Annotated in this window: 25 protein-coding genes; 11 read left to right on the plus strand and 14 right to left on the minus strand. The window is 68.0% G+C overall.

Annotated elements, in window-relative coordinates; translation table 11 throughout:
* Positions 1–36: 36 nt before the first annotated feature.
* Together ACFXHA_RS44020 and ACFXHA_RS44025 are read left to right on the plus strand one after the other, a co-directional pair.
* Positions 37–804 (plus strand): trans-aconitate 2-methyltransferase, encoded by a 768-nt coding sequence (locus ACFXHA_RS44020; protein WP_379367166.1) that lies wholly within the window; start codon positions 37–39, stop codon positions 802–804.
* Between the two features lie 148 nt (positions 805–952).
* The gene (locus tag ACFXHA_RS44025; protein WP_379367168.1) at positions 953–1,111 is read left to right on the plus strand and encodes a hypothetical protein; all 159 of its coding nucleotides are present in this window, start codon (positions 953–955) and stop codon (positions 1,109–1,111) included.
* On the opposite strand, the gene ACFXHA_RS44030 is transcribed toward ACFXHA_RS44025, so the two are convergent.
* Complete coding sequence (locus tag ACFXHA_RS44030) at positions 1,104–1,835, minus strand: esterase/lipase family protein (RefSeq protein WP_379367169.1); 732 nt, start codon at positions 1,833–1,835, stop codon at positions 1,104–1,106. The genes ACFXHA_RS44025 and ACFXHA_RS44030 overlap by 8 nt on opposite strands.
* 148 nt (positions 1,836–1,983) lie before the next feature.
* Here ACFXHA_RS44030 and ACFXHA_RS44035 point away from each other — a divergent pair, with 148 nt between their 5' ends.
* The gene (locus ACFXHA_RS44035) at positions 1,984–2,373 is read left to right on the plus strand and encodes a VOC family protein (protein ID WP_379367171.1); all 390 of its coding nucleotides are present in this window, start codon (positions 1,984–1,986) and stop codon (positions 2,371–2,373) included.
* Here ACFXHA_RS44035 and ACFXHA_RS44040 read toward each other — a convergent pair.
* From ACFXHA_RS44040 to ACFXHA_RS44055, 4 genes are all read right to left on the minus strand, one after another.
* Positions 2,370–2,786, minus strand: a complete 417-nt coding sequence (locus ACFXHA_RS44040) for a DoxX family protein (protein WP_379367172.1) — start codon at positions 2,784–2,786, stop codon at positions 2,370–2,372. The genes ACFXHA_RS44035 and ACFXHA_RS44040 overlap by 4 nt on opposite strands.
* A gap of 48 nt (positions 2,787–2,834) precedes the next feature.
* Positions 2,835–4,349 (minus strand): hypothetical protein, encoded by a 1,515-nt coding sequence (locus ACFXHA_RS44045; protein WP_379367174.1) that lies wholly within the window; start codon positions 4,347–4,349, stop codon positions 2,835–2,837.
* 59 nt (positions 4,350–4,408) lie between these two features.
* Entirely contained in the window at positions 4,409–4,891 is a 483-nt protein-coding gene (locus ACFXHA_RS44050) for a macro domain-containing protein (RefSeq protein ID WP_379367176.1), read from the minus strand.
* A 165-nt stretch (positions 4,892–5,056) separates the two neighbouring features.
* Positions 5,057–5,986 (minus strand): MBL fold metallo-hydrolase, encoded by a 930-nt coding sequence (locus tag ACFXHA_RS44055; protein WP_379367178.1) that lies wholly within the window; start codon positions 5,984–5,986, stop codon positions 5,057–5,059.
* 94 nt (positions 5,987–6,080) lie between these two features.
* Here ACFXHA_RS44055 and ACFXHA_RS44060 point away from each other — a divergent pair, with 94 nt between their 5' ends.
* Positions 6,081–6,659, plus strand: a complete 579-nt coding sequence (locus tag ACFXHA_RS44060; protein WP_379367180.1) for a TetR/AcrR family transcriptional regulator — start codon at positions 6,081–6,083, stop codon at positions 6,657–6,659.
* A gap of 188 nt (positions 6,660–6,847) precedes the next feature.
* A complete protein-coding gene (locus ACFXHA_RS44065) occupies positions 6,848–7,183 on the plus strand; it encodes a hypothetical protein (protein WP_379367182.1) in 336 nt (111 codons plus the stop codon).
* A 43-nt stretch (positions 7,184–7,226) separates the two neighbouring features.
* Here ACFXHA_RS44065 and ACFXHA_RS44070 read toward each other — a convergent pair whose 3' ends face one another.
* The 8 genes from ACFXHA_RS44070 to argC form a co-directional block, all read right to left on the minus strand.
* Complete coding sequence (locus ACFXHA_RS44070; protein ID WP_379367184.1) at positions 7,227–7,511, minus strand: putative quinol monooxygenase; 285 nt, start codon at positions 7,509–7,511, stop codon at positions 7,227–7,229.
* A 254-nt stretch (positions 7,512–7,765) separates the two neighbouring features.
* Positions 7,766–8,458, minus strand: a complete 693-nt coding sequence (locus ACFXHA_RS44075; protein WP_379367186.1) for a hypothetical protein — start codon at positions 8,456–8,458, stop codon at positions 7,766–7,768.
* Between the two features lie 89 nt (positions 8,459–8,547).
* Positions 8,548–9,078, minus strand: coding sequence for an arginine repressor (locus ACFXHA_RS44080; RefSeq protein WP_379367188.1), 531 nt, complete (start codon positions 9,076–9,078; stop codon positions 8,548–8,550).
* Positions 9,075–10,013, minus strand: coding sequence for an ornithine carbamoyltransferase (gene argF, locus ACFXHA_RS44085; protein WP_379367255.1), 939 nt, complete (start codon positions 10,011–10,013; stop codon positions 9,075–9,077). The genes ACFXHA_RS44080 and argF overlap by 4 nt, the downstream gene beginning before the upstream one ends.
* A 2-nt stretch (positions 10,014–10,015) precedes the next feature.
* Positions 10,016–11,209, minus strand: a complete 1,194-nt coding sequence (locus ACFXHA_RS44090; protein WP_379367190.1) for an acetylornithine transaminase — start codon at positions 11,207–11,209, stop codon at positions 10,016–10,018.
* Positions 11,206–12,105, minus strand: coding sequence for an acetylglutamate kinase (gene argB, locus ACFXHA_RS44095; protein WP_379367192.1), 900 nt, complete (start codon positions 12,103–12,105; stop codon positions 11,206–11,208). Before argB ends, ACFXHA_RS44090 begins: the two co-directional genes overlap by 4 nt.
* The gene (argJ, locus tag ACFXHA_RS44100) at positions 12,102–13,310 is read right to left on the minus strand and encodes a bifunctional glutamate N-acetyltransferase/amino-acid acetyltransferase ArgJ (protein ID WP_379367194.1); all 1,209 of its coding nucleotides are present in this window, start codon (positions 13,308–13,310) and stop codon (positions 12,102–12,104) included. The genes argB and argJ overlap by 4 nt, the downstream gene beginning before the upstream one ends.
* Positions 13,307–14,368 carry an N-acetyl-gamma-glutamyl-phosphate reductase gene (gene argC, locus ACFXHA_RS44105; protein ID WP_379367195.1) on the minus strand — a complete coding sequence of 354 codons (1,062 nt, stop codon included), beginning with the start codon at positions 14,366–14,368 and terminating at the stop codon, positions 13,307–13,309. The genes argJ and argC overlap by 4 nt, the downstream gene beginning before the upstream one ends.
* 88 nt (positions 14,369–14,456) lie before the next feature.
* Here argC and ACFXHA_RS44110 point away from each other — a divergent pair, with 88 nt between their 5' ends.
* Both ACFXHA_RS44110 and ACFXHA_RS44115 read left to right on the plus strand, forming a co-directional pair.
* A complete protein-coding gene (locus ACFXHA_RS44110) occupies positions 14,457–16,172 on the plus strand; it encodes an LCP family protein (protein WP_379367257.1) in 1,716 nt (571 codons plus the stop codon).
* 29 nt (positions 16,173–16,201) lie between these two features.
* Positions 16,202–16,978 carry an isocitrate lyase/phosphoenolpyruvate mutase family protein gene (locus tag ACFXHA_RS44115; RefSeq protein WP_379367197.1) on the plus strand — a complete coding sequence of 259 codons (777 nt, stop codon included), beginning with the start codon at positions 16,202–16,204 and terminating at the stop codon, positions 16,976–16,978.
* Here ACFXHA_RS44115 and ACFXHA_RS44120 read toward each other — a convergent pair whose 3' ends face one another.
* On the minus strand, positions 16,979–17,884 hold the full coding sequence (locus tag ACFXHA_RS44120; RefSeq protein ID WP_379367199.1) for an RNA polymerase sigma-70 factor: 906 nt from the start codon (positions 17,882–17,884) through the stop codon (positions 16,979–16,981).
* A 121-nt stretch (positions 17,885–18,005) separates the two neighbouring features.
* On the opposite strand from ACFXHA_RS44120, the gene ACFXHA_RS44125 reads away from it, so the two are divergent.
* The 4 genes from ACFXHA_RS44125 to ACFXHA_RS44140 all read left to right on the plus strand — a co-directional run bounded on the left by ACFXHA_RS44125 (position 18,006) and on the right by ACFXHA_RS44140 (position 21,855).
* On the plus strand, positions 18,006–18,494 hold the full coding sequence (locus ACFXHA_RS44125) for a nitroreductase/quinone reductase family protein (RefSeq protein ID WP_379367201.1): 489 nt from the start codon (positions 18,006–18,008) through the stop codon (positions 18,492–18,494).
* A 79-nt stretch (positions 18,495–18,573) separates the two neighbouring features.
* Positions 18,574–19,290 (plus strand): TetR/AcrR family transcriptional regulator, encoded by a 717-nt coding sequence (locus tag ACFXHA_RS44130; protein ID WP_379367203.1) that lies wholly within the window; start codon positions 18,574–18,576, stop codon positions 19,288–19,290.
* Complete coding sequence (locus tag ACFXHA_RS44135; protein ID WP_379367205.1) at positions 19,287–20,234, plus strand: SDR family NAD(P)-dependent oxidoreductase; 948 nt, start codon at positions 19,287–19,289, stop codon at positions 20,232–20,234. The genes ACFXHA_RS44130 and ACFXHA_RS44135 overlap by 4 nt, the downstream gene beginning before the upstream one ends.
* On the plus strand, positions 20,224–21,855 hold the full coding sequence (locus ACFXHA_RS44140; RefSeq protein WP_379367207.1) for an AMP-binding protein: 1,632 nt from the start codon (positions 20,224–20,226) through the stop codon (positions 21,853–21,855). Before ACFXHA_RS44135 ends, ACFXHA_RS44140 begins: the two co-directional genes overlap by 11 nt.
* Positions 21,856–21,985: the final 130 nt, after the last annotated feature.

A 21,985-nucleotide genomic window follows, 5' to 3' on the forward strand; every position in this document is an offset into this window, starting at 1 on the left:
TACGGTTTGGGATATTCGAGATGATCGGAGCGACCCGTGTGGGATCCGGACAAGTACCTGGCCTTCGACGACCTGCGGGCGCGGCCGTTCTTCGACCTGGTGAATCGAGTGGGCGCGACGCGGCCGCGGCGGGTGGCGGATCTGGGGTGTGGACCCGGGAATCTGACCGTCACCCTGGGGCAGTGGTGGCCGGGAGCGGCGCTGGAGGCGTTCGATTCGTCACCCGAAATGGTCGCCGCGGCAAAGGAACACGGGATCGACGCGACCGTCGCCGATGTGCGGGATTGGCTGCCCGCGCCGGACACCGACGTGGTGGTGACCAATGCCGTGCTGCAGTGGGTACCGGATCACCTTGCGCTGCTGCCGGGTTGGATCGAGGCGCTACCGGCGGGTGCGTGGTTCGCGCTGCAGGTTCCCGGAAACTTCGACGCACCTTCACATCTCGCGATCCGAGAGCTGGCTTCCTCGGATCGCTGGAACGAAAAACTGGGTGCGGCAGGGATTCTCAACCGTGAGGCGGTACCGGATCCGGCCGGGTACGCCGCGGTGCTGACCGGTGCGGGCCGCCGGGTCGACGCCTGGGAGACGACGTATCTGCAGCCGTTGAGCGGTCCCGATCCGGTGCTCGAATGGGTGACGGGCACGGCGCTGCGTCCGGTCCGCGATGCCTTGGACGACGCCGACTGGCAGGCTTACCGCGCCGAGCTGGCCCCGATCCTGCGGGTCGCCTATCCCGAGCAGCCCGACGGCACCACCTGGCTGCCGTTCCGGCGGGTATTCGCGGTGGCGCACAAGAACGACTGATTCGCGAGCAGCCAACTACGGGGCGACCGGTCGGCTCTAAAGCCGACAAATGTCCGAAAAGCCGCACATAGCCGGGTTTTCCGATCACATCCGGCCGGGCTGTGTCACGCTGAAGATCATCACTCCCGCGCACACGGAGGATTCAGCCATGCTCTCGACACTCGCCCAGAACGTCGGCACCCTCGGCCACGACATCCTGTCCCTCGGCTCGGCCGCACTGCAGTTCGCGCAGGACCTCATCACCTCCGGCGGCACCGGCGGGGGCGGCGGCGGTACTTACCCGCCCGGCCAGTACCCGCTCAACTGACCGGACAATCGGTCGCCGGCGGTGCGCTGCGCAGCGCGGAATCGATGAGCTGTCGCAGCGCGCCGTCGATCGGCTCCTGACCGTGGGAGACGGTACGTCCGGGACAGAAGGACTGAATACTGACATTGGTCGCGCCCGGCAGCGGATTCCGCTCCGCGCCAGCGCTTTCGGACCAGAAGTGGTACGCGGTGAGACCGGGCGGCAGCGCGGGATCCGCGTTCAGCCGGGACAGGAAATCCGAGCCGGGGACCATATCCCGACAGCCCGGTGACACCAGCGCGCAATCCCGGGCCAGATCGTCACCCTGCTCCGGGGTGCCGAAGTCGACGTACATGCCGACCGAGTCGAGACCGCCCAGGAATTTCACGTAATACCGCTGCGCGAGCCCGCCCATCGAATGCCCGACCAGGTCCACGCGCGCCGCGCCGGTCTGCTGACGAATCCCGGCCACCTTGTCCGCCAGCGCCTGCGCGGAATCCGAAATCGCCGCTGTACCACTGGGATTCCCGTTCAACACCATCGAAAACGCGGTGTACCCCTGCTCGGTGAGCCACGCGCGCAGGCTTTCCAGCCGACCCTCGTCCGCGGCGATCCCGCCGATCACCAGAACCGGGTCACGCGGCGGACCATCAGCTGCGGCAATACCGTTCTGCCCCAGCAGAATTCCGGTTGCCGCGCACAGCGTAATCGCGGTCGAGCATGCGATTCGTACCAGGGAGGACATCAACCAACCTTCACGGAGAACCCGACCCGCCATGTCCGCCCGACCCTATCAATGCGGGCGACACGGCGGTCGACCGCAATAACCGGGGCACACGAACCGAATCCGCGAACCGGCCGCCGCCATCGCGAGGCCCCGTACGATCGATCGGGTGGCCATCGCTCAGTTGGGACTCATCTCCTTGAATTGCGCCGACGAGGTTGCGCTGGCGGAATTCTGGGCCGCACTGCTCGGCGGCGAGATCGTCTATCGCGAGGACACCATGGCGGTGGTCCAAGCCGAACGGGGTGTGCTGTCGATGATCCGGGTGCCGGGGTACCGGCCGCCGACCTGGCCCGACGGTGTCGCCCCGGCGTCCGTTCATCTGGATCTCGTGGTCGCCGATCTCGATATCGGCGAGCGAGAGGCGGTGCGGCTGGGCGCTCGTCGAGCCGACGTGCAGCCCGGCCCGGACCGCTGGCGGGTGCTGCTCGATCCGGCCGGGCATCCGTTCTGCCTCGTGGCCCACATACCGCTGCTGCCGTTGGGTCCGAAGACCTAGGACCACAGTCCCGGTTGGAGCACGCGGACCCAATCGGAGGGCCAGGTGGCAAGAGCGATGATCACCATGACGACCAAATGCACCGGGGCGGCGGAGCTTTCCTTGGGCCCGTGATGGTTGATGATGTGGGTGACCACCGCGCCGGTCAGCACGAGGATCAGAACGGCGGCGGCGAGAAATCGGCTCTCGTGATACGGGAGGATCAGCAGGACGGCACAGACGCCCTCGAGTCCGCCGACCACGAAGCGGAACCAGGCGGGCCAACCCCACTCCGGGAACTTCTCCGAGTATGCGGGGCCGAAAAACGTTGGGCCGGGCCAGAATTTGGTCACCGCCCCCGCCAGGAACTCGAGAGCGACAAACCATAGGAAAGCGGTGGCGACCCAGCCGGGCCAGGTGTGCGCGATAGTCATATCTACCCGACCGAATACCCGGCCGAAATGTGACCGCGCGACGGAAGATCACCGTGCGCGGGCAGCCTCGGGCCACAACAGATACGAGCGGGACAAGGCCAGCGCGGTCGCCAGCAGCGCGGTTCCGAAGTACACCGGCAGTAGGTGGATGAAGGCCGTGTAGTGAATGGCCAGGTGCACGGTCAACGCGGCGGCCGAGCCCGCGAAGGCCGCGCCCGCGAGCGTCCACCAGACCCACGCTTCGCCTTGCCGCCAACCCCAGAGTCCCAGCAGCATGATGGCCACGCCGGTCGCGATCAACGCGCCGCCGAAACCAGCCCGATCGTGCGCGATGAACGGCAGCAGATGGGAATTCGCGGCCCGCAGGCTGTCGGCGTCGGTGCCCAGGAAGGTCAGATCCGTCGGGACGAAAACGCCGGTGAGGCCGACCGTGGAGATGACGATGCCGCCGACGATCACGCCCGCGCCGGTGCCGACGATCAGCAACTGACCGATGAGCGCGCGGCGGCGGACGGGTTCGGGACAGTCCCACCTCGGCGCCGACCACCGTGGCGGGCCGGGCCGCTCCCGCACGGCGAGCACGAACATCGGGAACAGCACCACCGCCACGGCCACATGCAACGGCTCGACGAATCCGATGCCCAGGAAATAGAACAGCGTCGGAAATCCCACGAGTCCCGACAGCAGATATGCCGTTCGCGCCCAGGCCCGTCCCACGCGGATACCGCCCCAGGACAACCCCACGTACAGGCATCCGATGGCGATCATGTTCCCCGCCATGGTGATTCGATCATGCTGCAGAAAATGCACCAGATGATGGTTGATCTCGTGCAGCCCCTGCACATCGGTCCCCAGATAGTCCCGGTCGTACCAGAGCAATACCGGCCCCAGCGTGATCACCCCGGCCCCGAGGCCCGCGACGATCATCCCGATGCCGACTAGCAGCCCCCAGAACCATGCGGGCCATCCGCGTGGATCCCACGGCACCTCCCGCAATGTCGGCGCGGGCGGCGAGGTCGGCGTCGCCGCCTCGATCACCCGGTTGAACCAGTTCGGCCCGGATTCGATCAGCACCGCCGGAGCCGCCAGCACGGTCACCCGCGGATCCTCCAGCGCGGCCAGTGCTTTCGCGATATCCGGCTCGGTCAGATAAACCCGATCGACAGCCTCCCCGACAATCACCTCGTCAACCGCATCCGCCAATTCGGCAGCCACAGCCGCATCCACGGCCCGCGCGACCACCCGGCATTCCCGCCCCCGCGCAGCCGCCCGCACCAACTCGACCTGATCCGCCGCCACCGGCCCCACCTCGACCACCGTCGCCCCCTGCACGGCAAGCACCCGAATCCCGTCCCGCACCACCGAAACCGGCACCACCGCCCCGAACCGCCCCACCCACTCCCCCGGCGGTTCCGCATGATCGAACACCCGCCTGATCGCCGCCCCACCCCCGGGCAGCCCGATCAACGACGACAAGAATCGCAAGGCCCCCACCTGCGCCCGCCGCTCCCCGAGCACCGCGTTCGCCAAGGGCCGCAAAGGCTGATAGGTCCAATCCGGCACGCGCTCATCCTCACACATCCGATCCGCGCACCCCGCTCAACGCGCAACCGAGGACCGGATCATTCCAGGTCGTACACGAGGACACCGATGCCGCGACTGCACAAGCGGGCGTGGATGAGCGGTTCGACCCGGGCCCAGCTTCCACCCGCCAAACCGCATCCGATCCGGGGCATGTGCACCGAAGCATTCTCCGCCGCCGCGAAGTCGCCGAGTTTCTCCAGGGCCTGATCGACCGCCGCATAACGGATCGGTGGTCCGGCGGCGCTCGATCGGATGCCGTGCTGGCCGATCATGTTGGCCACGTGGACATCCGGCGCAACTCGAACGAACTGCACCGCACCCAAACCGAAGTCGCTGGACTCACGCTGCTTGTACCACTCCCGGTAAGCACGCTCGGGCTGCGGCCATCGCGCCGACACAGCGACAACGAAACCCTTGCCCCAGCGCCCGAGATCGTTGCAGACATGCGCGATGATCACCGACCCGCTGCCATCGGGCCCAGTCGCGTCCCCGACCCGATAAACGATCTCGGTCATGCTCATGATGTCCCTCCCGCCACGAACATAGACGCAGGCTCCGACATCCTCACCGACCGAATCGACCGGCCGACATATTCAGCAATAACGCGTGCATTCGCATGCGGCCACCTCGACGTCATGACAGTGCCCTGCAAGCCTGATGCCGGTTCGTCGAACTGGTCGCCGATGTCAATCCCGGTCGTGCGCACCATCTTCCGGGACGGGTGAGAGGCGGTAGGCGGTGCCGTCGCTGATCACGTGTCCGGCGGTGGGTGGCGGGAAATGGGTGCCCAGCATCAAGGTTCGGGTGTCTGCGAGGGATGCGAGCAGGGTGCGGCGGGAGCTTTCGGACCGGTGCGGGTCGATGTCGACGCAGGAACCGATGGCGGGATGGGCGAGTTGGATGGGGTGGTGGATACAGTCGCCGGTGATCAGCGCCGACTCTCCCTGGCTGGTCACGTGGACGGCCAGATGTCCGGGGGTGTGACCGGGCACCGGAAGCAGTCGCAGACCCTGGATGATCTCGGCTCCCTCGGCAGGGAGGTCGACCAGATCGAGCTGCCCGGCCTGCTCGACCGGGATCACGGAATCTCGAAACATCTGCGCGCGTGCTTCTTCCATGTCGTAGGTGGCCCAGAATTCGCGCTCGATGCGGGACGTGAGGTAGCGCGCATGGGGGAACGTCGGGAGCCACGTGCCGTTCACCGCTCGGGTGTTCCAGCCGACGTGATCGGCGTGCAGGTGGGTGAGGATGACGAGATCCACTGAGTCGGGCGGGAATCCGGCGGCCGTGAGGCGCTCCAGGTAGTCGGTTTCCAACATGTGCCAGACGGGATTGGCCCGCTGCTTGCCGTTTCCGACACCGGTGTCGACGAGAACACGCTGTCCACCCAGGACGAACGCGAAGCTGTGGCTGTCCAGACGCAGGATGCCTTCAGGGTCGGCGAAGTCAGGCGTCAGCCAGCGCTGCTCGCGCACCACTTCCGGGGTGGCGTGCGGCAGCAACCAGGCTCCGGTCGCGGACGGCAGCGGCACTTCGTCGATGCGTCGCAAGGTCACCTCGCCGACGGTCCAGGAAGGAATCGACGTGGCCGTATAGGCTGGCGTGACAGTGGACATCGAGCCTCTTCCGCATTAAAGCAATCGATTAGCTTTAAGGCACAGTAGCTCCCGCTGCCGAACAAAAGCAAACCTTTTGCTTTAAGCTGGTTCGGTGAGTCGAAAGGCAATGGTGCGCCCCGGCGGCCGCAGCGCACGGGTGCAGGCATCGGTACACGCCGCCGTCCACGAGCTCGAATCGGAGGTGGGCCGCGAAGCCCTCACCATCCCGCTCGTGGCCGCCCGCGCGGGCGTCACCCCCTCGACCGTCTACCGTCGCTGGGGCGATCTGCAAGAACTGCTGTCGGACGTAGCCGTCGAACGCCTGCGCCCCGACACGGCCCCCCAGGACACCGGCACCCTCGAATCCGACCTCACAGCCTGGGCCGAACAATTCCTCGAGGAAATGGCAGCCCCCGTGGGCCGCGCCTACATTCGCGACGCCCTGCTCGGCTCCCCCGACAGCAGCAATGCCGGCCAATGCTCCGCCTACGCGGCCGAACAGATCACCCTCATCCTCGACCGCGCCGCCGCCCGCGGCGACCACGCCCCCGACGTGGAAACGATCCTCGACCACGTCGTAGCCCCCATCATGTACCGCATCCTCTTCCGCCCCGACGGCCTCGACCCCACCCTCGCCCGCCACTTGGTAACCCAACTACTCTCCGCCCCGAACACAGCTTCTCGGCATTGATCTCGCGTTCGAGCGGTCACCGCGGCGGCATCCAGCGGCGCCCGAGCGTGCGCCATTGAAGATCAGGGAGCTCTCACTGCGGAATTTTGTCCGCTTCCCCTCGCTGACAACTCCCTGATCTTGTCGCGGACGGGGACTAACGGTTCACGAGAGGGGCAGGGTGGGTGAGTTTCATCCACCACACTCGAATGGTGGAACGCGAATTGACTGTCGACGAGTGGGGTGCTCTGGATGCCATGCTTGCGGGAAGCTTCCCCGGCGCGACCGAACTACGGGCTCAGGCGCTTACGGCGAAGGTTGTCGGAGAATGCCGGTGCGGCTGTCCCACAATCGACCTTGCAGTGGACCCGAACACACCGACTGCACCGGACGTCCCCAACCCGGCCCGGGAGGCCGAGACCGAAGGCGGGGGCATGATTCTGTTCGTTCGGAACGGAAGGCTGATCGGTCTCGAGTACTACTCATTGACCGACGGCACCCTCACCCAGTTCCCGACACCGGATCGAATCCACCCCACGCCGTGACCTCGAATCGATACCCGCTGCTTGCGATTTCGCCTTCGAAGGGTCAGTCTTCGAAGATCCGCTCGACCGGCGGACCGCTCAACAAGTCCGCGCCGGCCTCGAACGCCGCGAGCAGATGCGGGCTGGTCAAGTGCGCTTCGAACGCCGCACGTGATTCCCAGTCCTCCACCACAACCCATTTCCCAGGCTCGGTCGGGTGCTGATACGGCTGGTAGCTCAGGCACCCCGGCTCCGCGAGCGTCGGGCCAATCAGGCCCAACGCCTGCGCCCGCACCAGATCTTCCTTGCCCGCCCGGGCCTGCAATGTGGATACAGCAGTGAGAGTCACCCGCCCCACAACCCCACGAGCGGGCCGTCCATTCCCGCTCGGAAGCCCACCGGCACAATATGACCGCCTGAACCCGTAGTGCCGCCGACCTACCGGCGATCGTCGTCGTGTCGGTCGGAATCGATCAAGTGAGGCGTAAGGGAGCCCGCATCCGACTGCGGGCTCCCCTCGGACTCGGCCCGGCTCGAACGGGCGGCTGCCCTCTCCACTATTGCGGGCGTGGTCATCCGGTGGCCTACGCGCCTCAGGCGAGATCAGCGCGGACTGTAGCTTCCGAATCGACTCGCGGGCAACGACTTATCGCGACGCGAGTGGGGTGTAGGACGGCGGGTGGGTGGGAGGGCGCGGCTGCAGTAGCCTGCGTCGTCGGCGAGGCGGACGAAGGGGGGTGGGCTGACGGGGAGGCGTAGAGCGGCGCTGTCGAGGTCCCGGGGGTAGGGCGGGCGGAGGCGGGCGGTGCGGCCGCCGGGTTCGGTGGGTGGGGTGGGGGGTTGAGGTGGGTAGTCGGGGACTCGGATGGGGTGGGGGATGGTGGCGTCGAACCAGGTGAGGACGGTTTGGCGTTCGGCTCGGAAGAGGACGCCGCCGGCGGACCAGTGGGCGGCGAGGATGCGGCCGGACAGGGCGACGGTGAGTTGGGTGAAGCGGCCGCCGTAGGGTTCGGGGGCGGATTCGGAGACGGCGTGGAAGCCGCAGGTGCAGTTGGGGTCCGGGGCGGGGTGGGTGGCGCCGCGGCGGCATTCGGCGAGGGCGTCGAGGGGGTAGGGGGTGCCGCCGGTGGCGGGGATGAACTTGTCATCCGCGGTGCGGTGGGCCACCTTGTGCGCCAGGACCACCCACACCCCGTCGTCGGTCCGGCTCAGGCTCGGCTGGACCAGGTCCGGGACTTCGGGGCGCTCCCGCGTCCCGGCCTCGAAGGATGCGATCAGTCCATAGCCTTCGCACATGCGCGTTCCTCGCTCGGGGAGTCCTTGTCAACGAGCGTACGCGCACGCCCCCACACCGCTACCGCAATTATCCTGCGGCACAGTCCGATTCAGGCCAGCAGTTCGATCTTGGCGGCGAGTTCCGCGCCGGTCATGGGCTCGCGGGCGATGACGGCGATGGTGTCGTCGCCGGCGATGGTGCCGACGATCTCCGGCAGGGCGGCGCGGTCCAGGGCACTGGCGAGGAAATGGGCCGCGCCCGGCGGGGTGCGCAGGACCGCGATATTGCCGCTGGCGTCGGTGGAGACCAACAGATCGCCGAGGAGCTTGGAAAGGCGCTCGGTGCCGCCGGTGACGCCACGCACCGGCGAACCGTCCTCGGGAACCACGTAGACGCCCGCACCGCCGTCGGCCGCGCGCAGTTTCACCGCGCCGAGCTCGTCGAGGTCACGCGACAGCGTGGCCTGGGTGGTTTCGATGCCCTCGGACGAAAGCAGCACGGCCAGTTCGGATTGGCTGCGGACCTCGTGCTGCGACAGGATCGCGACGATCCGGGCCTGCCGCCCGGCGCGGGTGCGCGCGATGGCCGCACCCGCTCTGCCGGACGCCGGGGCGGGTGAGCGACGTTCGCCGCTGCTCACCCCTCACCTCGCTCGAAACGCTCGAGCAGCCAGACGAGTAGCGCCTTCTGCGCGTGCAGCCGGTTCTCGGCCTCGTCCCAGACCGCACTGTGCGGGCCGTCGATGACCTCGTCGGTGATCTCCTCACCGCGATGCGCCGGAAGACAGTGCAGCACGGTCACATCCGCGGCCGCCCGCGCCAGCAGCCCGGCATTGACCTGGAACGAACGGAACGGCGCGACCCGGTCGCGGCCGTCGTTCTCCTGCCCCATGGAGGTCCAGGTGTCGGTGACCAGCGCGTCCGCGCCTTCGACCGCGGCCAGCGGATCACTGGTGAACGAGATCCGGGCACCGGTCTCGGCGGCCCGCTTCTGCGCGGCCTCCACGATCCAGCCGAAGGGCTCGAAACCCTCGGGGGCGGCGATGGTCACGTTCATGCCCGCGGTGACACCGCCGAGCATGAGCGAGTGCGCCATATTGTTGGCACCGTCGCCGAGGAAGGTGAGATTGCGCCCGTGCAGGTCGCCACCCTTGCGCTCGCGCAGCGTCTGCAGATCCGCCAGCACCTGGCACGGGTGGAACTCGTTGGACAGCGCATTGATCACGGGAACCGTTGCAGCCCCGGCCATCTCGTCCAACCGAGCCTGCTCGAAGGTGCGCCACACGATGGCGTCCACATACCGCGAGAGCACCCGCCCGGTATCGGCGAGCGTCTCCTCACGCCCGAGCTGCGTGTCACGCCCGTCCACCACGACGGCATGCCCGCCGAGTTGGGCGATGCCCATCTCGAAGGAGAACCGGGTGCGGGTGGAGTTCTTCTCGAACATGACCGCGATGCCGCGCGGACCCGCCAGCGGCTTGCGCGCCAGCGGATCTGCCTTCAATTCCGCTGCCAGGGCGAGGATCTCGGCCTGTTCGGCGGGGGTGACGTCGTCGTCACGCAGGAAATGCCGGATGGTCACTTGGTCTCCTTCGGGGCCCGCACGGCATCCAGGATGCCGGGCAGGTCGGACAGGAAGTTGTCGGCCTGGGTCTCGGTGAGCACCAGTGGCGGGGCCAGCCGGATCACATTGGGCTTGGGCGCGTTCAGCAGATATCCGGCATCCCGCGCGGCCAGCTCGACCTGCGCGGAAACATCGGCGGTGAGCTGGATTCCGAGCAGCAGCCCCGCGCCCCGCACATGGTCGACGAGCGGATGGCCGAGATCCTCGATGCCTTCGGCGAGGATCTTGCCGACCTTCTCCACATGCGAGAGCAAACCCTCTTCGTCGATGGTCCGCAACACGGCCAGCGCCGCCGCCGCGCACACCGGATTCCCGCCGAAGGTGGTGCCGTGCATGCCCGGCTGCAGCAGTTCGGCCGCCGCGCCCTGGGCCAGCACCGCACCGATCGGCAGGCCGCCGCCGAGGCCCTTGGCCAGGGTGATGACATCGGGCACGATGCCCGCCGCCTGATGCGCGTAGAACGCGCCGGTGCGGCCGATACCGGTCTGCACCTCGTCCAGGATCAGCAGTGCGCCATGCTCTTTGGTGATGGCGCGGGCCTTGGCCAGGTAGTCGGCCGGGGGCACCACGACGCCGCTCTCCCCCATGATGGGTTCGAGGAACACCGCGGCGGTGTCCTTGTCGACCGCGGCGGCCAGCGCCGCCGCGTCACCGTAGGGCACGTGCACGACGCCGGGCGGCATGGGCGCGAACGGTTCCCGCTTGGACGGCTGCCCGGTGAGCGCGAGCGCACCCATGGTGCGGCCGTGGAACGCCTCCTCGCAGGCGACGATCTTGGTGCGCCCGGTCAACCGCGCCATCTTGAACGCGGCCTCGTTGGCCTCGGTGCCGGAGTTGCAGAAGAACGCCTTGCCGTCACCGTCACCGAAGTGCGCGAGCAGCTGTTCCGCCAGCTGGATGACCGGTTCGGACGCATACAGATTCGACACGTGCCCGAGCGTCCCGAGCTGTCCGGTGACGGCCGCCAGGATGGCGGGATGCGCGTGCCCGAGGCTGTTGACCGCGATGCCGCCCAGGAAATCCAGGTAGCGCTTGCCGTCCGCGTCGTAGACCACCGCCCCCGCGCCGCGCACCAGCGCGACCTTCGGGGTCCCGTAGTTGTTCATCAGGGCGGAATTCCACCGCACCTGCAAGTCGGCTGTGCTCATGAGATCTCCTGTGCGGGAGTGACCATCGTGCCGATGCCCTCCCCGGTGAACAGTTCCAGCAGAACCGAATGGGCCACGCGGCCATCGATGACGTGCGCGGTCGGAACACCACCTTCGACAGCACGCAGGCAGGCTTCCATCTTGGGCACCATGCCCTCGTCCAGCGACGGCAGCAACTTGGCGAGCGCATCGGTGTCGATGCGGGTGGTCAGCGAGGACCGGTCGGGCCAATCCGTGTACAGGCCCTCGACATCGGTGAGGATGACGAGCTTCTCCGCGCCGATGCCCTCGGCCAGCGCGGCCGCGGCGGTATCGGCGTTGATGTTGTGGACCACACCGTCGGCGTCCGGGGCGATGGTGGAGACCACCGGAATCCGGCCCGCCGCAATGAGATCCAGCACGGCCGACGGTTCGACGGAGGTGACGTCGCCGACCAGGCCGATATCGGTGGGCTCGCCGTCGACCTGCACGGTGCGCCGCGTCGCGGTGAACAGGTGCGCGTCCTCGCCGGAGATGCCGACCGCATAGGGCCCGTGCGCGTTGATGAGCCCCACCAGTTCCCGGCCGACCTGCCCGAACAAAACCATCCGCACCACATCCATGACCTCGGGCGTGGTGACCCGGAAGCCGCCGCGGAACTCACCGGTCATGCCGAGCTTCTTCAACATGGCGCTGATCTGCGGCCCGCCGCCGTGCACCACCACCGGGTGCACGCCGACCGTGCGCAGGAACGCCATATCGGCCGCGAACGCCCGCTTGAGCTCGTCGTCGATCATGGCGTTGCCGCCGTATTTCACGACCACGATCTTGTCGCGGAACTTCTGCAGCCACGGCAGCGCGTCGGCGAGGACGTGCGCCTTGTCGAGGGCCGAAAGCTGTTTCAGCACATCGTTCATGAGCTGTAGGCCGAATTCTCTTCGACGTAGCCGTGTGAGAGGTCGGTGGTGCGCACGGTGGCCTCACCGTCGCCGAGGTTGAGTTCGACCAGCACCGCGATATCGGCCCCGGACAGGTCCACCTCGCGCGCGCCGGGCGCACCCGCACCGTCGACGCACACCGGAGATCCGTTGAACGACACCGAAACCCGGTTCGGATCCAGTTCGATGGGCGCGATACCGATGGACGCCAGCACCCGGCCCCAGTTCGGATCGGAGCCGAAGAACGCGGTCTTGACCAGGCTGTCGCGAGCGATCGCCCGCGCACCGATGAGCGCTTCCTCTTCGCTGACAGCACCTTTCACGGTGATGTGCACGCGCTTGGTGACACCCTCGGCATCGCCCATGAGCTGTTCGGCGAGGTCGTCGCAGACCGCGAGCACGGCGGCATTGAGATCCGCCTGCGACGGCGCGACCCCCGAAGCGCCGTTGGCCAGCAGCAGCACGGTGTCATTGGTGGAGCAGGAGCCGTCCACGTCGAGCCGGTCGAAGGTGTAGCCGGTCGCGTTGCGCAGCGCCTCGTCCAGCTGGGCGGGGGTGGCGATCACGTCGGTGGTCAGCACGACCAGCATGGTGGCCAGCGACGGCGCGAGCATGCCCGCCCCCTTGGCCATGCCGCCCACGTTCCACTTGTCCTGATGGTGGAACGCAGCCTCTTTCGGCACCGTGTCGGTGGTCATGATGGCCCGCGCGGCCTCCGCGCCGCCCTGCAGCCCGCCGCCCATCTCGTGCACGATCTCGGTGACGGCCGGGATCAGCTTGTCCATCGGCAGCCGGTCACCGATCAAACCGGTGGAGCAGACCGCGATCTCGCCCGCGCCGGTCTCGGTGCCCCAGTTGCTCAACGCCTTCGCGAGCTCCTCGGCGGTGGTGTGGGTGTCCTGAAAGCCGCCCGGACCGGTACACGCGTTCGCGCCACCGGAATTCAGGATGACCGCGCGCAGCCGGCCACCGGTCAGCACCTGCTGCGACCACAGCACCGGCGCGGCCTTGACCTTGTTGCGGGTGAACACGCCCGCCGCCGCGTACTCCGGCCCTTCGTTGAACACCAGCGCCAGGTCCGGCTTGCCGGACTTCTTGATGCCCGCCGCGATGCCCGCGGCCCGGAACCCCAACGGTGCGGTGACGCCCTGGGTCCGCACCAGCTTGCCGTTGTCGATTGTCACGGTGCCACTCCTACGGTGGAAAGTCCTGCGGTCTCGTCGATTCCGAGCGCCAGATTCATCGATTGCACCGCGGCGCCCGCGGTGCCCTTGGTCAGATTGTCGATCGCGCCGATGACCACCAGCAGCCCGGCGTCGGTGTCCACGGTCACCTGGAGGGTGACGGCATTGGAGCCGAGCACCGAACCGGTCTGCGGCAGTACGCCTTCGGGCAACAGGTGCACGAAAGGCTCATCGGCGTAAGCCTTCTCGTAGACGGCCCGCGCGGTCGCGGCGTCCACGGTGGTCGCCGCCGTGCAGGTGGCGAGGATGCCGCGCGGCAGCGGGGCCAGCACGGGGGTGAACGAGACGCTCACGTCCGCGCCGGAAGGATTGGCGGCCTTGAGGTTCTGGGAGATCTCCGGGGTGTGCCGGTGCGCGCCCGCGATGCCGTAGGCCCGCAGCGAGCCCATCACTTCCGAACCCAGCAGGCCCACATCGAGTTTGCGGCCCGCACCCGAAGTGCCGCTCACCGCAACCACATTCACGCGCGGCTCGATGATTCCGGCGGCGATGGCCGGGGCCAGCGCCAGGCTCGACACGGTCGGGTAGCAACCGGGCACCGCGATCCGGGTCGCCCCGCGCAGCCGATCCCGGCCGCCCGGCAGCTCCGGCAGCCCGTAGGGCCAGGTGCCCGCGTGCGGGGTGCCGTAATACTTCTCCCACACGTTCGCGTCGGTGAGCCGGAAGTCCGCGCCGCAGTCGATGATGATCGTCGACTCCGGCAATGCCGTGGCGATCGCGGCGGACTGCCCGTGCGGCAGACCCAGGAACACCACGTCGTGTCCGGCCAGCACCTCGACGGTGGTGGCCTGAAGCACCCGGTCGGCCAGCGGCAGCAGATGCGGCTGCAGCTCACCCAGGGTGGTGCCGGCATTGGAGCCCGCGGTCAGCGCCCCGATCTCGAGGCGCCCGCTTCGGTAGGCTGGGTGACCGAGAAGCAGGCGCAGGACTTCCCCGCCCGCGTATCCGCTCGCACCAGCTACCGCGACCCGCAGGGGTCCGTTGGAGACATCCGCCATGTGATGATTATGCACGACCGTGCAAGCTCATTCACAACCGGGCGGAAATCTGACAGCGAGCGCCGCTTACGGCACACTCGACAGCGCCATGTACGACGACGCCACCCAACCGCTGCCGGTCGTCGGCCCCGAAGCGGGCCGCGCACGCCGGGCACCGGAGACGCCCACCCCGACTCCGCGCCGTTCCCGGCGGGCTGCCGAGCCGACCGCGAATCGTCGGCGCGCGGGCACACGCCGCGCCGGTGGCAAGCCCGAGCGCGACGCGGGCCGGCCCGAGCGCACCCCCGCCCAGCATGAGCGCGACAAGCGGCTACGCCTGGCCGGGCGCGGCATCACCGCGCTCGTGGCCACCGCCGTGATGGGCATCACCGGCCTGGTCTGGTACGGCCGCATGGATTTCGACGCGGGCTTCGTCCGCTCCGGCGCGATCGCGCCCGAGGACGTCAACCTCGACGGCGACATCAATATGCTGCTGATCGGTCTGGACACCCGAAAAGACCTGAACGGCAACGACCTACCCAAGGAAATCCTCGACCAGCTGCACGCCGGTGACGGCACCGAGGGCGGCTACAACGCCAATTCGCTGATCCTGGTGCACATTCCGAAGGATCTGAAACACATCATCGCCTTCTCGATCCCGCGTGACGACTACGTGCCGGTGCAGGGCATCCCCGGTTACGACCACGCCAAGATCAAGGAGTCCTACGGCCTCAAGAAGTACTACGTCGAGGAAAAGCTCAAGGCGAAGGGCATGGCCGACGGACCGGAACTGGAGCGCCAGGGCCGGGAAGCGGGCCGCGCCAGCATCGTTCAGACTGTGAAAGCCCTCACAGGCGTGCCGATCAACCGATTTGCGGAGATCTCTCTGGCGGGCTTCTACGACCTGGCGACCGCGCTCGGCGGCGTCGATGTCTGCCTCAATCACGCCGTGGACGACAGCTACTACTCCGGCGCACAGTTCCCCGCCGGGCCGCAGCATCTGGACGGCTCCGACGCGCTGGCCTTCGTGCGGCAGCGGCACGGGCTCGAGAACGGCGACCTCGACCGCACCCACCGGCAGCAGGCGTTCCTCACCTCGGTCGCCAATTCCATGAAGAGCTCCGGCACGCTGGCCAATCCGGGCCGACTCAAGGCGCTGATGGACGCGGCGCACAAGGACGTGGTGCTCTCCGACGGCTGGAACCTCACCGATTTCGCCACCACGCTGGGCCGCGCCGAGTCGCCGTCGGTGGAGTTCCGGACGCTGCCGGTACTGCGCTACGACACGGTCGACGGCCAGGACGTGAACGTCATCGACCCGGTGGCCATCAAGAAGACGGTCCGCGACGCGTTCGGGGTCTCGACCCCGGCCGCGCCCGCCGCCCCGGCCACCACGCCGACCTCGACGCTGGACGTGGCCAACGCCAGCGGCACCCCGGGTCAGGCCGCCAAGGTGTCGAAGTTGCTGACCGCCAAGGGATTCCCGGCCGGTGACGTCAGCAATGCCACCTACGCGGACGGCACCACCTCGACCATCTACTACGGCACCGGCGCGGACACCGACGCCAAGCAGCTCTCGGAGATGTTCGGCGGCATTCCGGTCAGCCCGTCGACGCAGCTGTCCGCCGGGCACGTGAAGCTGGTCGTGGGCAGCGAACTCGACATCACCAGCCTCGATCCGACCACGGCCACCACCACCCCGACCACGACCCCGGGCGGGTCGTCGACGAGCGCGGCGACCTCGGACGCGGCCGCCTCGGACGCACCCGATTCCGGCAAGCCCGTCACCACCACCATCGGCTCGAAGATCCCCTGCGTGAACTGATCTTCCGGGCCCGGTAGCAGAATGGCGAGATGACGAAGACCGAGCTCTTCCGCAGTCTCCACCACGGTGACAAGCCGCTGGTCCTGCCCAACGCCTGGGATTTCGGGTCGGCGGCCATGCTGGCCGAGGCGGGATTCCCGGCGCTCGGGACGACCAGCCTCGGGGTGGCCGCCGCGGCGGGGCTGCCCGACGGGGCGGCCGCCACGCGCGACGAAACCCTTTCTCTGGCACGGCGACTCGGCCGACTGGCGGTCCCGGTGACCGTGGACGTGGAGGGCGGGTTCAGCGACGATCCGAATGAGGTCGCGGAGTTCTGCGCCGAACTGGTCGAGGCCGGAATCGCGGGAATCAACCTGGAGGACAGCCGATCCAACACGGCGCTCGACGATCCGGACTCGCACGGCGCGCTGATCGCGGCCGTGAAGGCGCGGGTGCCGGAGCTTTTCGTCAACGCGCGCACCGACACCCACTGGCTGGGCATCGACCCGGATTCCACCCTCGAGCGCGTGCTGCACTACGAGAAGTGCGGTGCGGACGGCATTTTCGTGCCCGGCGTCACCGATCCCGCCGGAATTCGCGCCCTGACGAGTGCCTTGACCGCGCCGTTGAACGTGCTGTTCTCCCCCACCGGGCCGACCGTCGCCGAGCTGGCGGAGCTCGGGGTGCGGCGGGTCAGCACCGGGTCATTGCTGTATCGCGCGGCGCTGGCGGCCGCAGTGCGCACCGCCGAATCCGTCACCCACGGACATCGACTGGTGGGCGAGATCCCCAGTTACGCAACGATTCAACGGCTGCTGGAAGCGTAGTCAGCGGACCAGTACGCGCGTCCGCTCGACCGAGCGCAGCTTGTCCGGATTGCGGACCGCGTACAGGGCGGCGATGCGATCCCCGCTCACCTCGATCATCAACACGGAATCGAGCTGCCCATCCGGGGCGGACAGCAGCAGGGCGGGCAGTGCGTTGTACGTGCCGAACTCGATGTTCATGTCCGCCACACCCTTTCGGACCAGGCCGAGCAGGAACACGGCGACCTGCCGCGCGCCGATTATCGGGCGGCGGGCCGCGGTGACCTTGCCGCCGCCGTCGGAGATCTGCACGACATCCGGTGCGAGCACATCCATCAGGGCCTGCACATCGCCGGTCTGCGCGGCCTGCAGGAAGGTTCCGATCACCGCGCGGCTGGTCTCGGAGTCGGGTTCGAAACGCTTGCGGCGCTCACGCACGTGCGCGCGGGCACGATGCGCGATCTGTCGAACCGTCGCATCGGATTTGCCTACCATCGCGGCGATCTCGACCATGCTGTGCCCGAATACCTCCGAGAGCACGAACACCGCGCGCTCGGTCGGGCCGAGGGTTTCCAGCACCAGCAGCATGGCCATGGACACCGATTCCGCCAGCAGCACATCGTGACTGGCATCGGATTCGGTGCGGATGGGCTCGGGCAGCCAGCTGCCCACGTACTCCTCGCGACGACGCCGCACGGTGCGCAGATGATTGAGCGCCTGCCGGGTGACGATCTGGGTGAGGTAGGCGCGAGGGTGCTCCACCTGCGTTCGATCGACGCCCTGCCAGCGAAGATAGCTGTCCTGCAACACATCCTCGGCGTCGGCGGCGCTGCCGAGCAGCTCGTAGGCGATGGTGAACAGCAGCGGCCGCAGCTCGTCGAAAGCGTCCGCATCGTCCATCGGACCGGTCTCAGCACCTACGGTCATCTTCGAAGCCTAACCACGAACCGGTCGCGGCAGTCGCCGACGACGACAAGCCCTCCCGTTCACTCACTGGACACCATGTACAGTGACCTCCGTTACGGTCACCCACCCGAGGGGAATTCCCATGCCCGCCACCGATTCCACCCGGCTCACCCTCGCGGGCCGCTTCAACCACTACTCCAGCACCTACCTGGCACCGGTCACCCGCTTCTACGGTCGCCTGCACCGCCGCCTCTACGAACGCTTCGGCGGCACCCGCTTCACCACGCTCTTCGGCGACCCGGTGCTCGAATTGACCGTGCCCGGCCGCAAATCCGGCGAGCCCCGCCCGGTCATGCTGATGCAGATCTGGTCCGGCGACGACATTCTGGTCTGCGGTTCCAACGGCGGCAATCCCGGCACCCCGAACTGGTGGAAGAACCTCGCGGCCGTCGACACCGCCACGGTCCGCGTCGGCCGCGACACCTTCCCCGTCGCGATTCGCATCGTCACCGACGACACCGAGTACGACGCCCACTGGCGCACGCTGACCGCCGCGTACGCGCATTTCGATACCTACCGGGCGCTGAGTCCGCGACGTTTCCCGATCGCCGTACTGACCCGCATCGCCTGACGAACCCGACGTCCGGGCCGTTCAGCGCCCGGAAAATCACTTCTTGAATCTGATTCAAGAAGTTGGCTATGCTGCCGTCGTGGCCAAAGTTGAACGCGATTCAAAAAGTGGCTCGCGTGATGTCCAGGTGAATCGGCGCGGGCAGCAGTCCCGCGCGACCCTGCTCGCCGCCGCGCGTACCGCCTTCTCCACCAAGCGGTACGAGGAGGTGTCGATCGCGGAGATCGCCACCGCGGCGGGAGCGGCGGCCGGATCCATCGGCTACCACTTCGGGGGCAAGTACGAGCTGTACCTGGCCGTGCACGAAGCGGTCTTCGACGACTTCTGGGATCGGCTGCAGCAACTGCGCGGGCCTGCGATGGAGCGGCTCTCGCACGGATTCGGGATCTATCTGGACTTCGTGCAGCAGCACGGGACCGCGCTGATCATGACGCCACGAGCGGGCGCGGATGAACGACTGCTCGCCCAGCACGAGCGGCATCGGGATCGGCTGGCCGCGGCCCTGCTGACCGAAATCGTCTCCGCCGGTGAGGGTTCCACCATCCGCATCGCCATGGACGGCTGGCTGGCCTTCGTGGAGGGTGCGACCACGCGCTGGCTCAGCGAACCCGATCCGGATCGCAACACGCTGCAGAGCCTGATCCTCGCGGCCGGATTCGCCACGGTGCAAACGACGTTGGCGCTCGATCCGTCCATCACCCTCACCTCGCGCACCCTCGCCGCACTGCTGGATCTGCACGGCGGACAGCACACCGAACGAGAACCGCGCATCGCACGAGAAGAGACGAGCCAGTGAGCACCCTGCACCGACCCAACAACGCCCTGGCGGCGGGACCCGTCGGGCGCGCCGCGGCATGGCTGATCGGGCCGCGCGGTATCTCCGATCCGGTGCGGCTGCGCCGTGCGGTCGAGGGCAAGATCGCGGTGGTGACCGGCGCTTCGCACGGGCTGGGCGCGGAGACGGCGCGCATGCTGGCCGCCGCGGGCGCGACCGTCGTGCTGGGTGCGCGCTCGATCGACGAGCTGGAGAAGGTGGCCGCCGAGATCACCGCGGCCGGCGGCAAGGCGGTCGCGATCCGCCTGGATCTGGCCGAGCCGGAATCGATTTCGTCGTTCGCCGAGGAGATCCTGGCGCGCTTCGACCACGTCGACTATCTGATTCACAACGCGGGCAAGTCATTACGGCGTTCGATCCACCTGTCCTACGACCGCCCCAAGGATCTGACCGCCACCTCGACCGCCAACTATCTCGGCCCGATGCGACTCACCCTGGCCCTGCTGCCGAGCATGCGAGCACGCCGCAGCGGCCACATCGTGAACATCTCGACGGTCGGCGTGCTGTTTCCGGCAACCCCGAAATGGGGTTTCTACCTGTCATCCAAGGCCGCGTTCGACGTGTGGATGCGGGCAGTAGGCATGGAAGCGCGACCCGACGGGGTCACCCTCACCACCATCTACGCGGGCCTGATGCACACCCGCATGAGCGCACCCAGCCGCTGGATGTCGGCACTGCCCGGGCAATCCCCGGCCGAGGCCGCCACCGGCGTGGCACGGGCGCTGATCACCAAGCCGCGCATCATGATTCCCGCCTACGGCTACCTGACCTCGGTGCTCACGCCGGTGCTGCGAGTCCCGCTGGAGATCGCGTTCACCGCCGTCTACCGCCGCCTCGGCGACACCGACGCGGCATTGCGCGCGGTCCAGGGGAACACGGGCACGGGGTCTGACGATGCGGAGTAGAACCGTCCTCGACTGGGGCAGTGCCCTTTCCGCCGTCGTGGCCTCCGGCGCGCTGCGCCCGGTGGGCCCTGCTACCGCCGTGTCGATCGCACACGGCTATCGCGCCTACGGTCCCTCGCTGGGCCTGATCATCGCGATCTCCGCCGCGCGCTACCCGGACCGGATCGCCCTGATCGACGAGTCCGGCGCGGTCACCTATCGGGAACTCATGCACCGATCGGAATCCATTGCCGCGAGCCTGCATTCGCGCATGCCGCAGCTGCGCACCCTCGCCGTACTGTGCCGCAATCATCGTGGTTTCGTCGAGGCGGTGATCGCGGGCAGCCGGCTGGGTTGCGAGCTGGTCTTCCTCAATACCGAGCTACCGGCCGCGCAATTGGCGCGCATTCTGGAACGCCACGCACCCGACGTACTCGTGCACGACGACGAGTACCTCGCCGCCGTCGCCGAAGCGGGCTACCCCGGCATCCAGGTGCGCGCCTGGTGTGACCCCGAAACCGAATCCGGCCTCCCCACCCTGGACGAGCTTGCGCGGCAACGGCATCCATCTCCGCCTCCGGCAAGGCAAGCTGCCCGGATCACTCTGCTGACCTCCGGAACCTCCGGCATGGCCAAGGGTGTGGCCCGGCACATCGGGCTGCGCCCCGCGCTCGAGGCCGCCGCCTCGCTGGCGGCTGCCGCCCGCCTGGGCCACCGCGATATCGCGATCGTCGCGCCCCCGTTCTTCCACGGCTTCGGGCTGGGCGCGCTCGCCGGTCAATTGGCTCTCGGCGCGACCGCGATAACCCGCCGCCGCTTCGATCCCGAACTGGCACTGGCCGATATCGAACGCCACCGCGCGACGGTATTCATCGGCGTCCCCATCATGATCCAGCGCCTCACCGCCCTCACCCCGGAGGTGCTCGGCCGCTACGACCTCACATCACTGCGGCTCGCGCTGACCGGTGCGGCCCCGATTTCCCCGAACACCATCGCAAAGTTCTTGCGCGACTTCGGCCCTCGCCTAGTCAACGGCTACGGCTCCACCGAGGCCGGCGTCATCTCGATCGCCACCCCCGCCGATCTGGAGTACTCCCCCAAGACCGTCGGACGGCCCATTCTCGGTATCTCCGTACGCATTCTGCGCGCGGACCGCACCCCCGCCGCCATCGGCGAGACCGGCACCATTTTCGTGCGCGGCGGCCTGGGCTTCCAGGGCTACACCGCCGACCGTGGCGGTTCCGCCCCGGCCAAGGAAACCCGCGACGGCTACGTCAATGTCGGCGATATGGGTCACCTGGATGCCCACGGCCGCCTCTACATCGACGGCCGCGACGACGAGATGATCGTCTCCGGCGGCGAGAACATCTATCCCCGCGAGGTCGAGAACGCGCTCGCCGAGCACCCGGCCGTCACCGACGTCATCGTGGTCGGCGTCCCCGACCCCGAATACGGTCAGGTGCTGCGCGCCTACCTGGTCACCACCGGCACCGATCCGGGCGACGAAGCGTTCGGGCAGCACATCCGGACCCGGCTCGAGCGCTACAAGGTGCCCAAACAGTTCGTCCGCCTGAGCGAACTCCCCCGCAATCCGAGCGGAAAAGTGCTGCGCCACAAGCTCGGTGACCAGGCCGCCTCCTGAAACAACTCTTGACACGTCACGACCGGTGGATGCTAGGGTTCCACCGGCCGTGACGACACCGCGAAGGAGGTGAGCCCCGATGAACGATCGATCTGTATGGGTGCTCCCCATCGTGGTCGCGGTTGGGCGT

The organism is Nocardia sp. NPDC059240, from assembly GCF_042753865.1.
In the GTDB taxonomy this organism is placed as follows: domain Bacteria; phylum Actinomycetota; class Actinomycetes; order Mycobacteriales; family Mycobacteriaceae; genus Nocardia.

Excerpts from the sequence above, each read along its gene's own strand:
- ACFXHA_RS44025 (WP_379367168.1), top strand. The coding sequence starts at position 953 with ATGCTCTCGACACTCGCCCAGAACGTCGGCACCCTCGGCCACGACATC.
- ACFXHA_RS44030 (WP_379367169.1), bottom strand. The coding sequence starts at position 1,835 with ATGTCCTCCCTGGTACGAATCGCATGCTCGACCGCGATTACGCTGTGC.
- ACFXHA_RS44040 (WP_379367172.1), bottom strand. The coding sequence starts at position 2,786 with ATGACTATCGCGCACACCTGGCCCGGCTGGGTCGCCACCGCTTTCCTA.
- ACFXHA_RS44050 (WP_379367176.1), bottom strand. The coding sequence starts at position 4,891 with ATGAGCATGACCGAGATCGTTTATCGGGTCGGGGACGCGACTGGGCCC.
- ACFXHA_RS44055 (WP_379367178.1), bottom strand. The coding sequence starts at position 5,986 with ATGTCCACTGTCACGCCAGCCTATACGGCCACGTCGATTCCTTCCTGG.
- ACFXHA_RS44065 (WP_379367182.1), top strand. The coding sequence starts at position 6,848 with ATGGTGGAACGCGAATTGACTGTCGACGAGTGGGGTGCTCTGGATGCC.
- ACFXHA_RS44075 (WP_379367186.1), bottom strand. The coding sequence starts at position 8,458 with ATGTGCGAAGGCTATGGACTGATCGCATCCTTCGAGGCCGGGACGCGG.
- ACFXHA_RS44090 (WP_379367190.1), bottom strand. The coding sequence starts at position 11,209 with ATGAGCACAGCCGACTTGCAGGTGCGGTGGAATTCCGCCCTGATGAAC.
- argB (WP_379367192.1), bottom strand. The coding sequence starts at position 12,105 with ATGAACGATGTGCTGAAACAGCTTTCGGCCCTCGACAAGGCGCACGTC.
- argC (WP_379367195.1), bottom strand. The coding sequence starts at position 14,368 with ATGGCGGATGTCTCCAACGGACCCCTGCGGGTCGCGGTAGCTGGTGCG.
- ACFXHA_RS44110 (WP_379367257.1), top strand. The coding sequence starts at position 14,457 with ATGTACGACGACGCCACCCAACCGCTGCCGGTCGTCGGCCCCGAAGCG.
- ACFXHA_RS44115 (WP_379367197.1), top strand. The coding sequence starts at position 16,202 with ATGACGAAGACCGAGCTCTTCCGCAGTCTCCACCACGGTGACAAGCCG.
- ACFXHA_RS44120 (WP_379367199.1), bottom strand. The coding sequence starts at position 17,884 with ATGACCGTAGGTGCTGAGACCGGTCCGATGGACGATGCGGACGCTTTC.
- ACFXHA_RS44125 (WP_379367201.1), top strand. The coding sequence starts at position 18,006 with ATGCCCGCCACCGATTCCACCCGGCTCACCCTCGCGGGCCGCTTCAAC.
- ACFXHA_RS44140 (WP_379367207.1), top strand. The coding sequence starts at position 20,224 with ATGCGGAGTAGAACCGTCCTCGACTGGGGCAGTGCCCTTTCCGCCGTC.